Below are 12129 nucleotides of genomic sequence, written 5' to 3'. Positions count from 1 at the left end.
GAGGATCACGCCAGGAGGCTTTGGGACGACGCGACCGTCTCGTTGTCGGTGTGCATGGTGACCACCACGTTGACCCTGCGGCCCTCCAGAACCACCGGCAGCCAGTGGTCGGCGTCCTGCCACATGCGGTCCACCGGCAGCGTGTCCACCCGGAACCACTCGGGCAGGATCTCGTCGCTGGGCCCGGGCTCGCCCTCCCAGGTGCGGGCGGTGAACAGGCTGGTCTTCATGTCCCATTCCGGCCGTGCCGGGAACACGAAGTGCACGGCACCGGCGTCTGCCAGGTCCTCTGGACGGAGCACCACCCCGGTTTCCTCCAGGACCTCCCGGATCACGGCCTGGGCGTCGGTCTCCCCCGGCTCCACGTGGCCGCCGATCCCCACGATCTTGCCCTTGCCGAAGCCCGATTGCTTCAGCCCCAGGAGGACTTCGGCCCCATCCTTCGCGTCACGGAGCAGGAAGCAGAGGGTCACGGCAGCTGCGGTCATGGCTCCAGCCTAACCGTCGCCTCCGCCGCCCGGACCGCCTTGCTTTGATGCGATGCCGAGGTGCGCCGCGTTGACACGCTTTGGCCGGCCGAAGCCCACGGCGGCGGGCCCGTTGCTACAGTGAGGCCCATGAACACGGCCGCCGGGGAAGAGCCGGCCCGCACTCCGAAGGTTTGGCCGCCCCGGCGCGGCACCGTCCGGTTGCGTGGCTGGCTGGTGCGGAATCCCTTGTATGCCGGCTGGCTGTGGACGGCCTCGTGGGCTTTGCTGATTGTCGCCGACGAACTCCTGGACCTTGCCGGCTGGACCTGGTACGCCTGTGTGGGGATGGCCGCGCTGCCCACCTTGGCCTGCACGGTGGCAGTACTCAACGCCACACCACGCGAGTACCTTCGGCCGGCAAAGGAGTCCGTGCTCTCGCACTTCGTTGTCCGGTTCCTCGCGCTGACGGCCGCTTTCCTGGTGTGGGGCATTTCCGTGGTGGCCAGCGCCTCGATTTCGACAACGGTCCAGGCGCTGGCCGGGGATTCCGAGCGGGAGGTCACGTCGCTGGGCCTCCATCTCCTCGTGGCCGCCGTACCGGTGGTTGTGGCCGTGCTGTGGATGGCACTGATCGTGCGCTGTGCCTGGTTCCTCCGCCGTCTCCGCGGCTGGCGCCAGGTGCCCGGGACCTCCCGGGTGCCGGCGGGGTTCCTGCACCGGTCGCCGCAGCTTCGGCGGCTCGTCGTCGGCCTCGCCCACCCGGGCCTGCTCCTGGTGGCCGGCCTCGGAACCACCCTCCTGGCCCTGCTGCTCAGCGGCTTGGAGCTGACGCTCAACGTGCTGGAATGACCACTGGCCGGCGTGGGTTTTAGCCGAGCGCCCGCGGGTGCGCCGCGGCGTAGATTTCCCGCAGGGTGTCGGCAGTGACCAGCGTGTAGACCTGGGTGGTGGTGACGGAGGCGTGGCCCAGCAGTTCCTGCACCACGCGGACGTCCGCGCCGCCCTCGAGCAGGTGCGTGGCGAACGAATGCCGGAGCGTGTGGGGCGATACATCGCGGGTAATGTTGGCCTTCTCCGCGGCCGCCTTCAGGATGGTCCAGGCGCTTTGCCGGCTGATCCTGCCGCCCCGGGCATTGAGGAACAACGCCGGCGTGCCCTTGCCTTTGGCGGCGAGCAGCGGCCGGCCGCGGACCAGGTAGGCGTCCAGCGCGCGGGCCCCATAGGATCCCAGCGGCACCAGCCGTTCCTTCGATCCCTTGCCGAACAGCCGGACGATGGCCGGCCCTGCCTCCGGCTCCGCGAGGGAGATATCGTCAACGTCCAGTCCCACGGCCTCGCTGATCCGGGCACCGGTGGAGTAAAGGAATTCCAGCAGGGCACGGTCCCGCAGTCCCGCTGCAGTATCGGTTCCCGCGGCCTCGAGGATGCGGGTCACCTCATCCACGCTGATTGCTTTGGGGAGCCGTTTGCCGGCCATCGGCGGGTGGACGTCGCTGGCAGGATCGGAGGGCGTGTAGCCTTCCAAGGCCCAGAACTTGTGCAGTCCCCGGACGGCCACCACCGTCCTGGCGGCGGAGCGCACGCCAAGGGTGGAACCGCCGTCGGACCCGTCCGACAATGCCCGGACGTAGCCGGTGACGTGCTGGCGGGTGATGTCCTGCGGGCGTTCGCAGCCGGCACCGGCCAGGTAACGGGCGTAGCGTGCCAGGTCGCGCCGGTAGGCGGCCAGCGTGTTCGCGGCCAGGCCACGTTCCACCCCCATGTGCTGGAGGTAGTCGGTGATTCCCCGGTTGATGGCCGCCGGGACCTCCACCGGTGCGGGTTTCGCGCTCACAGCCGGCTGCGCGGGCGGCGCCGCTTCAGGTGCCGCGTCAACCGAAGGACCGGGACCCATCAGCGCTGGCTGGGATGCGCGGGCCAGGGGGCGTCGGCGGGACGAAGCCCTTCATAGTTGGAGGCACGGGCCGCGGCGGCGGCAAGGATACCCACGACGGCGGACGGATTGTGCAGGTGCCCGGCCAGGACCGATGCCACGGCATCATCCAGGCCGATCCAGTGGAACTCGATCTCGGCTTCCTCATCCGTCCGCTCGTGGCGTTCGTGGTGCGGCACTTCGCGAAGGTCCCGGGCCAGGTAGATGCGGATGGCCTCGCTGGAGGATCCCGGGGAATTGAAGACATCGGCCAGGACGTTCCAGGTGGCGGCAGCGAGGTCGGCTTCCTCTGCCAGTTCCCGCGCAGCCCCCGCCAGGAAGCCTTCACCTTCGACGTCCAGCAGGCCTGCCGGCACCTCCCACAGGTCCATGCCCACGGGATGGCGGTACTGCTTCAGCAGCAGGACCTGGCCTTGGTCGTTCATGGGCAGGACGGCGACGGCACCGGGATGGTCAATGTAGTCCCGGGTCAGGGCGTCCCCGGACTCGGACAGCTGGAAGGTGTCGCTGACCACGTCCCAGATCCGGCCCTCATAGACCTTCTCGGTGGACAAAAGACGGCGCGGGCTTGGTGCATCCGAAACCTGTTTGGCAGGGGTGGCTTCAGGTGTACCAGGCATCGCGCCGTCCTTTGGTGTTCTCTTGACTACTTAGCCGTAACGCTACCGGATGCTGCAGCCCCGCCGGCCGCCGGAACGGCCGTGTCGGCGGCGCCCTCGCCGGCAGCGCCGTGGTGGTTGCCGCTTTGGTGGTTCAGGGCGGCCTTGACCAGCCCGGCGAACAGCGGGTGCGGGCGGGTGGGACGCGAGCTCAGTTCCGGGTGGGCCTGGGTGGCCACGTAGTACGGGTGGACGTCGGCAGGAAGCTCAACGAATTCCACCAGCTTGCCGTCCGGGGACGTGCCGGAGAAGACGAGGCCCTTATCCGCGATCTGCTGGCGGTATTTGTTGTTGACCTCGTAGCGGTGCCGGTGGCGTTCGCTGACGGTGGTCTTGCCGTAGGTTCCGGCAATGACCGAGCCTTCATCCAGCTTGGCTTCGTAGAGGCCCAGGCGCATGGTGCCGCCCAGGTCCCCACGGCCTTCGACGAACTCCAACTGCTCCTCCATCGTTGCGATGACCGGGTACTTGGAGTCGGGTTCGAATTCGCTCGAGGACGCACCCTCCAGCCCCACGACGTTGCGGGCGTACTCGATGACCATGCACTGCAGGCCGAGGCACAGGCCCAGGACGGGGAGCTTGGTTTCGCGGGCGAACTTCAGGGCGCCGAGCTTGCCTTCGAGTCCGCGGATGCCGAAGCCGCCCGGGACGCAGATGGCGTCCACGCCGTCGAGCGCCTTGATGGCGCCTTCGCGGGTCTCGCACTCGTCGGACGGGACCCAGCGGATCTTGACCTTGGCGTCATTGGCGAAGCCGCCGGCGCGCAGCGCCTCGGTGACGGAGAGGTAGGCGTCCGGGAGGTCGATGTATTTGCCCACCAGGGCAATTTCGACGTGGTGCTTGGGGTTGTGGACGGCTTCGAGGAGACGGTCCCAGCTGGTCCAGTCAACGTCCTTGAACGGCAGGTCCAGGGCACGGACGATGTAGGAGTCCAGGCCCTGCCCGTGCAGGGTCTTGGGGATGTCGTAGATGCTGGGGGCGTCCGCGGCGTTCACGACGGCGTCGATGTCGACGTCGCACATGCGGCCGATCTTTTCCCGCATGGCTTCGGGCACTTCGCGGTCCGAGCGGATCACGATCGCCTCGGGCTGGATGCCGATGGAGCGCAGCGCCGCCACGGAGTGCTGGGTGGGCTTGGTCTTCAGCTCCTGGGACGGGCCGATGTAGGGCACCAGCGAAACGTGGAGGAAGAAGACATTGGTCCGCCCGATGTCCTGGCGGACCTGGCGGGCGGATTCGAGGAACGGCTGGGACTCGATGTCGCCAACGGTGCCGCCGATCTCGGTGATGATCACGTCCGGGGCGTTCTTGCCCTCGGCCGGCAGGCGCATGCGGCGCTTGATTTCGTCCGTGATGTGCGGGATGACCTGCACGGTGTCCCCGAGGTACTCGCCGCGGCGTTCCTTGGCGATCACGGTGGAGTACACCTGGCCGGTGGTCACGTTGGCGGAACCTTCGAGGTTTTCGTCAAGGAAGCGCTCGTAGTGCCCGATGTCCAGGTCCGTCTCGGCGCCGTCATCGGTCACGAAGACCTCGCCGTGCTGGAAGGGGTTCATTGTGCCCGGATCCACGTTCAGGTAGGGATCGAGCTTCTGCATCGTGACGGACAGGCCGCGTGCCCGCAACAGGTGACCCAGGCTGGACGCCGTCAGTCCCTTGCCGAGCGAGGACGCCACACCGCCGGTGACAAAGATGTGCTTGGTCGTCTTGGAGGAACCCGGGAACCGGGAATTTACACGGGAATTTGATCGCTGCACCACGGAATTCGAGCCTATCATCAATTGCGCGTTCCCGTGGCTGACCGGGCCGGGCCCATGCGGCGATCGTCAGGCCTGCTGCGGCAGCAGCTTGGCGTCGTCCAGCAGCTCCTGGGCGTGTGCCTGCGCGGACTCGGAGTCCTCCTGGCCGGCCAGCATGCGGGCGAGTTCACGCACCCGCTCCGGCCCGTCAAGGAGGCGGACATCACTGGACGTGAACCCGGTGGCGGTGCCGCCGTCGGCCCCCCTCACGGAAGTTTTGGTGACGGTGATGTGCTGGTCGGCGAACGCCGCCACCTGCGGAAGGTGGGTAACCACCAGCACCTGGACATGGCGTGCCAGCATGGCAAGCCGGCGGCCGATTTCGACGGCGGCTCGGCCTCCGACCCCGGCGTCCACCTCGTCGAAGACGAACGTGGGGACGGGATCGACGGCGGCCAGCACCACTTCGATGGCCAGCATGACGCGGGAAAGTTCACCGCCGGAGGCACCCTTGCCCAGCGGCCGGGCCGGGGCACCCGAGTGCGGCTGCAGCAGGAAACTGATCTCGTCCGCGCCATGCGGGCCCAGCTGCCCGGCTGTTTCGAGGTTGATCAGGAGCGTGGCGTCGGCCATGGCCAGCGCCTTGAGCTCGGCGCTGACCCGGGCGGACAGGTCCTTGGCGGCCTTGGCGCGGATCTTGCTGATGGCCGCCGACTGTTTCTTCAGCTCTGCCTCGGCGCGGACCACCTCAGCGTCCAGCGCCTCGATGCGGGAGGAATCGTCCTGCAGCTCGTCGAACCGGATGCGTGCTTTGTCAGCCCACTCGAGCACCTCGTCGATGGTGGGCGCGTACTTGCGGACCAGTTTGGCCAAAGCGGCACGCCGGTCCTCAATTTCGGCGAGCCGTTCCGGGCCTTCGGAGTCCAGGCCGGCCTGGTAGCTGGCCAGCTCCGTGGCGATGTCGTTGAGCAGGAAACCCACCTCGGCCAGCCGCGCGGCAGCTGATCCCAGTTCGGCATCGTGTTCGGCCACGTGCTCCAGTGTCCGCTTCGCCGAATCGACCAGCGTGGTGGCGTCGCCCGCTTCCCCGAAGTCCTCGGCGATGAGAGCCTGGTGCGCCGTACTCGCCGCGATCCGCAGTTCCTCAACGTTGGCCAGCTTGACGGCCTCAGCCTTCAGCAGTTCGTCCTCCCCCGGCTGCGGATCGACGTCGTCGATCTCGGCGAGGGCTGCCTCCAGGGACTCGGCTTCGCGGAGCCGGTCCCGTGCGGCGCTGCGCAGTCCTTCCAGTTCCGCCTGGTTGGCCTTCCACCGGCCGTACAGCTCCTGGTATGCGGCGAGCGTGCCGGCCAGGCTGTCCCCGGCGAACTTGTCCAGCGCTTCGCGCTGGGCCGTGGCGCCCTTGAGCCGGATCTGGTCCGACTGGCCGTGGACTACCACCAGGGATTCGCCGATTTCGGCCAGGACGCCCACAGGTGCAGCGCGGCCGCCAAGGAACGCCCGGCTGCGTCCGTCCGCACCCAGGCGGCGCGCCAGGATCAGCTCGCTGCCGCCGTCGAACTCTTCCGCCTCGGCACCGGCCTCGAGGGCGCGGGCCACTGCGGGGTGTCCGGCGTCAAGCTTCAGCACGGCCTCGGCGGTGGCGCTCTTGGCGCCGCTGCGGACGGCTCCAGCATCGGAGCGGGCGCCCAGCAGGAGCCCGACGGCGGTCACCACCATGGTTTTGCCGGCACCGGTTTCGCCGGTCACCACGCTCAGTCCCGGGCCGAGAGGAAGGGTTGCGTCAGTGATGACGCCGAGATCGCGGATTCTCAGTTCTTCAAGCATGGATTCACTTTGCAGTCGACGGATCGGGATCGCTGCCCGGATTTTCTGCCTGCGGTGCCGGCAGCGGCGGCATGGGCCGCGGCGTCCGCACTATCGGGATGGGTCCGGTGTGCACGGCATCCGACTTTGGCACCGGACCGCGCCAGCCGTGGATGGGCAGTTCGAATTTGCGGACCAGCCGGGCGGAGAACGGCGTCTGGTGGGTGCGGGCCAGGCGGACCGGGGTGGCGGACTTGGTGACTTCCACCCGGGCACCGGGCGGCAGGTCCACCGAACGCCTGCCGTCGCACCACAGCACGCCCTGGGCGTCGGTCCGGCCGAGCACCTCCACCGCGAGCCGTGACCGCGGTGACACCACGAGGGGTTTGGCGAAGAGCGCGTGGGCGCTGATGGGCACGATCACCAGGGCCTCCACCTCGGGCCAGACCACCGGACCGCCGGCGGAGAACGCGTAGGCCGTGGATCCGGTGGGGGTGGCCAGCACGATGCCGTCGGAACCGAACGACGTCAGTGGCCGCTCGTCCACTTCGGTGACGACCTCGAGCATCCGTTCGCGGTTGGCCTTTTCGATGGCAGCCTCGTTTAAAGCCCAGGTGTGCCAAATCTTTTGCCCGCGGACCCACACCTGGACGTCGATGGTCATGCGCTCTTCAACCGTGTATTCGCGGCTGGCAATCCATTCCACCGTCTGCGCCAGGTCCGCCCGCTCACTTTCGGCCAGGAAGCCTACGTGACCCAGGTTGACCCCCAGCAGCGGCACGTCCACTTCGCGGACCAGTTCCGCTGCCCGCAGGATGGTGCCGTCACCGCCGAGGACCATGACGAGTTCGACGTCGGGCAGCTGAACGTGGTCGTGGAGCACTTCCACCGGTTGGGCAAGGTGGCCGAAGAACCGTTCCATGTCCCCCAGCTCGGACTCCTGCATCACCGGAACCATCCCGGAAGCGTGCAGGAGGGCGCAGGCTTCCCAGGCGGCTTTCAATGACTCCTCGCGGCCGGTGTGGGCAAGGACCAGTACACGCCTGCTCATCAGGTTCCGCTCTCTAGTGGTTCGGCCAGATTTGTCCGAGCAACGCAGCGGCTGCTGCCTCTCGCTCTTCGATCTTAGGCAAGTCTTTGCTGATCCTGCGTTTTATCCACAGGAAGTATTCGACGTTTCCGTCCTGTCCGGGCAGCGGACTGGCGGCCAGGCCGCACAGGTCCAGTCCGGCGTCGAGCGCAGCCCTGGCGACTTTCTCCACCGCCAGCCGCCGCTCGCGTTCCGACGTCACCACGCCCGTGCGGCCCAGCCGGTCCTTGCCGATCTCGAACTGCGGCTTGACCATGAGGACCAGGTCGCCGCCGGGCTCCGTGCAGTCCGCCAGCGGCTGCACCACGAGGGTCAGGGAGATGAAGGACAGGTCGGCGACGGTCAGTGCGGCCGGGCCGCCGATGTCTTCGGGCGCCATGTAGCGCACGTTCATGCCCTCGTGGACATCCACGCGGGGATCGTCGCGCAGGTGCGGCACCAGCTGGCCGTGCCCGACGTCGACCGCCACTACGTGCGCGGCGCCGCGGCGAAGCAGGACGTCGGTGAAGCCGCCGGTGGAGGCGCCGGCGTCAAGGCACCTTTTGCCGTTCACCGACACCTCGGGGAAGGCGTCCAGCGCACCGGCCAATTTGTGGCCTGCACGGCTGGCGTAGGTGTCCTGGTCATCGTGTTCGACGGCCAGGTCCCGGCTGTCGTCAACCTGCAGGGACGCCTTGGCGAGGACTTGGCCGCCCGAGCTGACCTTGCCTTCGGCGATGAGCGAGGCGGCATGGGTACGGGACCTCGCCAGCCCGCGGGCCACCAGTGCCTGGTCGAGGCGCACCGGCATCAGGACGCCCCTCCTGCGCTGTTGGTTGGCGGGCCGTTGGTGGGATCGCTGTTGGCAGGATCGCTGTTGAGCGCGGCCAGCAGGTCATCGTGCAGCCTGTTGTAGACGGCCTCGTGATCCGCTGCCGGGAGTCCGGGCAGGTCCCGGAGCCCGGCGATGGCTTGGGCCACCTGCGGATCCTTGATGCCCTGCCCGGGGTCATGCGTGTCGCCGTGCGGCCACTCCGGGGCTGGCCGGGCTGCGGGATGGTCCGGTTCGGTCAGCTCAGTCATTGGACCAGTCTAGTGATCCAGCCACACCAGCTTGGGCGCCTGCGGGGCCGCCGCCTCCGGTGTCTGGGCCCACCAGGCAGCACAAGCGGCGCGCCAGGCGTTGATGTCCGCCTGGTTGCCAATGATGCCCACCGCGCCGTTGGCCACGCGGGCGCTTGCGTTGCCGCACGCGTAGGTGCCGTCGTCGTGCGTCACCTCAGGGTAGGGGCGGTGCAGGTCGCCGAGGTTCTCGATGATGTAGGTGGGCCGTTCTGCGGCGCGCGCGGCGAGGATGGTTTCGCGGGTGTCGACGCCGGTCAGGACAGCCACGGTGGCAAAGCCGGCGTTGTTGCCGCCCAGGATGTCGGTGTCCAGCCGGTCGCCGACCACCAGGGGCCGCTCGGCGCCGAGGCGTTTGGCGGCCGAGTGGAACAGCGGCGCCTCGGGTTTGCCGGCCACCCTGGGCTGCTGGCCGGTGGCAGCGGCGACGGCCGCAACCAAGGTGCCGTTGCCCGGGGCGATCCCGCGTGCCTGGGGAATGGTCATGTCCGTGTTGGTGGCCACCCAGAGGGCACCGCCGTTGACCACGTACGTGGCCTCGGCCAGCTCCTTCCAGCCGATGGCAGGGTTGAATCCCTGCACTACGGCCACCGGCTCCCCGTCCTGGCTGTCGACGGGCACCAGGCCTGCCAGCTCGATTTCACGGGCGAGTGCTGGGCTTCCGGTGATCAGGATTTTGGATCCGGGTGCCAGCAGGGAGGCCAGCAGGTCGGCCGCGGCCTGGGAAGAACTCACTACCTGGTCGTCGTCGGCGGGCGCGCCAAGTTCACGGAGGTGGGCAGCCACCTCGCCCGGAGAACGGGACGCGTTGTTGGTCACGTAGCCGAGGCCGATGCCAAGGCCTGAGAGCTGCTTCAACGCGTCGATGGCACCGGGAATGGCGTTGGGCCCTGCATAGACCACGCCGTCCAGGTCGGCCAGGAGCGCGTCGAAGCGGGAAATCAGGGAGACGTCAGTCATGGGCGTTTAATCTTCCCGGCGGTCTTCGTCGTGCTGGATGGCTGCATGGTCCTGGGCAGCGGCGTCGTCAGCGCCGGCATCGTCGGCACCGGCGTCGTCGGCAGGCACGGAATCGAGCTCGTCGTGTTCCACCGAGTCCTGGTCCGATTCTTCGTCGTCGGAAACGAAGTAGTCGGCATCCTGGTCGTCGATGCTGCTGTCCTGCGACGACTTCGCCCCGGCTGCGCGGGCGCTCCCGGCCGCCGCTTCCGAGGGACCTGCTGCGGGCGTTTCGGCCTCAGCGCCCTTGGAGGCCCGCTCCAGCATCCGGCGGCGTTCTGCCTCTTCCCGGGCTTCCTCTTCTTCATCCCAGCCGAGGTCGATGATGTCGGGTTCCTCGTCGGCACCCAGGCCCAGGGCATTTTCCGCCACGACGGCCTGCCGGCTCCACTTCTGCGATTCGTCTTCGCGTCCCACCGCTGCCAGCGCATCGGCGTACGCGCGGAAGAGGCGCGGGCTGTAGGAGAACGCGCGGTTGATGTCCAGCTGCGGGATTTCCAGCTCGGCTACGGCCGCGTCCAGTTGCCCGAGGTCGGTACGGGCACCGGCAGCAACGATCGCCAGCTCAACCTTGCCCGGGGCATCCAGGTCCTGGGCTTCCTCCGAGCGCGCCACATCAAGGGCACGGTCGGGACGCCCAAGGCCACGCTCGCAGTCGGCCATCACGGGAAGGTGCACGTTGGAGCCGCTGATGCGCCGGAAAGTACGGAATTCGCGCAGGGCCTCGCCGTAGTGGCCGGCGGCGTAGGCAGTCAGGCCCACGGCCTCGCGGACGGCGGCGAGCCGTCCGCCGCGGCGGCTGGCTGCCAGTGCGTGCTGGAATGCCAGCTCCGGCTCGTCGTCAATCAGGCGGCCGGCCATCACCAGGTGGCGGGCCACCCACTCCGAGCTCTTGGGCTCGAGGGTCTTGATCTGGTGCTGCGTGGCGCGGTCCAGTTCCTTGCCGGTGACGTCCTCGTCGATTTCGGGCGAGCGTTCCCGGTCAGGCCGGTTGGCGCTGCGAAGGTCCGCGGCGTTGGGCACCCTGGCCGGTCGTTCCTCCTGGCGGTCGCGGCCGAAGCTCCTGGGGCCGGATCCGCCACGGCCGGCGTCACTGCGGGACTCGCTGCGGTCGAAGGTTCGGGGTGCCCGGTCCTGACGGTCCCCGAATGGCCGGCGGTTCTCGCCGCCGCCACCAAACCCGCGGCGGTCACCCTCACCCTCACGGCGCGGACGATCACCAAACGGCTTGCGATCACGGTCGCCGCCGCCACCAAACCCGCGACGGTCACCCTCACCCTCACGGCGCGGACGATCCCCAAACGGCTTACGGTCACGGTCGCCGCCGCCACCAAACCCGCGACGGTCACCCTCACCATCACGGCGCGGACGATCCCCAAACGGCTTACGGTCACGGTCGCCGCCGCCACCAAACCCGCGACGGTCACCCTCACCATCACGGCGCGGACGATCCCCAAACGGCTTCCGGTCACGATCACCAAACGGCTTCCGGTCACGATCACCAAACGGCTTCCGGTCACGGTCACCGCCGCCACCAAACCCGCGGCGATCACCCTCACCATCACGGCGCGGACGATCACCAAACGGCTTCCGGTCACGATCACCGCCGCCACCAAACCCGCGACGGTCACCCTCACCATCACGGCGCGGACGATCCCCAAACGGCTTACGGTCACGGTCGCCGTAAGGCTTCCGTTCACCGCCGCCGGCGGGACCGCCGCCACGGGAGAAGTTGTTGCCGTCGCGGTCGTTACGGGACCGGAAGCCGCGGGGCTCACCGCCGGAGTTGTTGTTGCCGCGGAACGCGCCGCGGTCGTTGCCGCGATTGCCACCGTTGTGCTCGGCCATATGGAATCCTCCTGTTGTGAGCCGACCACTGGCGCAACTGCAGCCGCTCGTTTCGTTTCCTACGCAACCCGAAATCAAGCGCTTCGAAGTCCGTACATCTTCATCAATTCTAGTGGAGCCACCAAAATCTCCCGGACAGTGAAAGCCCTGGCAGCGGGATCGTGGCCATCTTCACAACCACGCCCCATCACCTCCTGCCGGTTTCCAGGGGATGCGGGATCAGTTCCTGCCGCTTTTTCCGGTGTGGGTGGTGGCGATATCTGATGGAGCAGCCAAGGGTCCCCGGGCCCGGGCGAAGCGGCTCGGGCGATGCCGGGGGTGGTGGTGCCCGTGGCTGGTGGTGTACTCGTTGGCGTTGTGTGTTAAATGTGGGAGGCCCCAACCTGTGGTTGGGGCCTCGACCATGTAATGATGTTCCGGCGGTGACCTACTCTCCCACACCCTCCCGGGTGCAGTACCATCGGCGCTGTGGGTCTTAGCTTCC

General features: G+C 68.2%; 12 protein-coding genes. 2 read left to right on the top strand and 10 right to left on the bottom strand.

Going from position 1 to position 12129, the window contains the following annotated elements; translation table 11 throughout:
* Positions 1–5: 5 nt before the first annotated feature.
* Positions 6–488 (bottom strand): 8-oxo-dGTP diphosphatase, encoded by a 483-nt coding sequence (locus PUN71_RS16765; RefSeq protein ID WP_277799339.1) that lies wholly within the window; start codon positions 486–488, stop codon positions 6–8.
* 129 nt (positions 489–617) lie between these two features.
* Between PUN71_RS16765 and PUN71_RS16760 the strand changes: the two genes are divergently transcribed.
* The gene (locus PUN71_RS16760) at positions 618–1319 is read left to right on the top strand and encodes a hypothetical protein (RefSeq protein WP_277799338.1); all 702 of its coding nucleotides are present in this window, start codon (positions 618–620) and stop codon (positions 1317–1319) included.
* A 19-nt stretch (positions 1320–1338) separates the two neighbouring features.
* On the opposite strand, the gene xerD is transcribed toward PUN71_RS16760, so the two are convergent.
* The 9 genes from xerD to PUN71_RS16715 are packed head-to-tail and all read right to left on the bottom strand — an operon-like array spanning position 1339 to position 10820.
* Entirely contained in the window at positions 1339–2364 is a 1026-nt protein-coding gene (xerD, locus tag PUN71_RS16755) for a site-specific tyrosine recombinase XerD (protein ID WP_277799337.1), read from the bottom strand.
* Positions 2364–3023, bottom strand: coding sequence for an NUDIX domain-containing protein (locus tag PUN71_RS16750; protein ID WP_277799336.1), 660 nt, complete (start codon positions 3021–3023; stop codon positions 2364–2366). Before PUN71_RS16750 ends, xerD begins: the two co-directional genes overlap by 1 nt.
* 26 nt (positions 3024–3049) lie before the next feature.
* Complete coding sequence (pyrG, locus tag PUN71_RS16745; RefSeq protein ID WP_277799335.1) at positions 3050–4840, bottom strand: CTP synthase; 1791 nt, start codon at positions 4838–4840, stop codon at positions 3050–3052.
* A gap of 48 nt (positions 4841–4888) precedes the next feature.
* Positions 4889–6628, bottom strand: a complete 1740-nt coding sequence (recN, locus tag PUN71_RS16740) for a DNA repair protein RecN (RefSeq protein WP_277799334.1) — start codon at positions 6626–6628, stop codon at positions 4889–4891.
* Positions 6629–6632: 4 nt separating this feature from the next.
* Positions 6633–7658 carry an NAD kinase gene (locus tag PUN71_RS16735; RefSeq protein WP_277799333.1) on the bottom strand — a complete coding sequence of 342 codons (1026 nt, stop codon included), beginning with the start codon at positions 7656–7658 and terminating at the stop codon, positions 6633–6635.
* 13 nt (positions 7659–7671) lie between these two features.
* Positions 7672–8487, bottom strand: coding sequence for a TlyA family RNA methyltransferase (locus PUN71_RS16730; protein WP_043455121.1), 816 nt, complete (start codon positions 8485–8487; stop codon positions 7672–7674).
* Positions 8487–8759: a hypothetical protein gene (locus PUN71_RS16725; RefSeq protein ID WP_043455119.1), complete on the bottom strand. Its 273-nt coding sequence runs from the start codon at positions 8757–8759 to the stop codon at positions 8487–8489. The genes PUN71_RS16730 and PUN71_RS16725 overlap by 1 nt, the downstream gene beginning before the upstream one ends.
* Before the next feature lie 9 nt (positions 8760–8768).
* Positions 8769–9758, bottom strand: coding sequence for an HAD-IIA family hydrolase (locus tag PUN71_RS16720; protein WP_277799332.1), 990 nt, complete (start codon positions 9756–9758; stop codon positions 8769–8771).
* 6 nt (positions 9759–9764) lie between these two features.
* Positions 9765–10820, bottom strand: a complete 1056-nt coding sequence (locus PUN71_RS16715; protein ID WP_240471986.1) for a hypothetical protein — start codon at positions 10818–10820, stop codon at positions 9765–9767.
* Here PUN71_RS16715 and PUN71_RS16710 point away from each other — a divergent pair.
* Positions 10713–11909, top strand: coding sequence for a hypothetical protein (locus tag PUN71_RS16710; RefSeq protein WP_277799331.1), 1197 nt, complete (start codon positions 10713–10715; stop codon positions 11907–11909). The genes PUN71_RS16715 and PUN71_RS16710 overlap by 108 nt on opposite strands.
* Positions 11910–12129: the final 220 nt, after the last annotated feature.

Source organism: Arthrobacter sp. NQ7, assembly GCF_029581595.2.
GTDB lineage: Bacteria > Actinomycetota > Actinomycetes > Actinomycetales > Micrococcaceae > Arthrobacter > Arthrobacter phenanthrenivorans_B.
This window is presented reverse-complemented; position numbering and strand designations above follow the sequence as displayed.

Coding starts and splice junctions, on each gene's coding strand:
- PUN71_RS16750 (WP_277799336.1), bottom strand. CDS start 3,023: ATGCCTGGTACACCTGAAGCCACCCCTGCCAAACAGGTTTCGGATGCA.
- PUN71_RS16725 (WP_043455119.1), bottom strand. CDS start 8,759: ATGACTGAGCTGACCGAACCGGACCATCCCGCAGCCCGGCCAGCCCCG.
- PUN71_RS16765 (WP_277799339.1), bottom strand. CDS start 488: ATGACCGCAGCTGCCGTGACCCTCTGCTTCCTGCTCCGTGACGCGAAG.
- PUN71_RS16720 (WP_277799332.1), bottom strand. CDS start 9,758: ATGACTGACGTCTCCCTGATTTCCCGCTTCGACGCGCTCCTGGCCGAC.
- PUN71_RS16735 (WP_277799333.1), bottom strand. CDS start 7,658: ATGAGCAGGCGTGTACTGGTCCTTGCCCACACCGGCCGCGAGGAGTCA.
- recN (WP_277799334.1), bottom strand. CDS start 6,628: ATGCTTGAAGAACTGAGAATCCGCGATCTCGGCGTCATCACTGACGCA.
- xerD (WP_277799337.1), bottom strand. CDS start 2,364: ATGGGTCCCGGTCCTTCGGTTGACGCGGCACCTGAAGCGGCGCCGCCC.
- pyrG (WP_277799335.1), bottom strand. CDS start 4,840: ATGATAGGCTCGAATTCCGTGGTGCAGCGATCAAATTCCCGTGTAAAT.
- PUN71_RS16760 (WP_277799338.1), top strand. CDS start 618: ATGAACACGGCCGCCGGGGAAGAGCCGGCCCGCACTCCGAAGGTTTGG.
- PUN71_RS16730 (WP_043455121.1), bottom strand. CDS start 8,487: ATGCCGGTGCGCCTCGACCAGGCACTGGTGGCCCGCGGGCTGGCGAGG.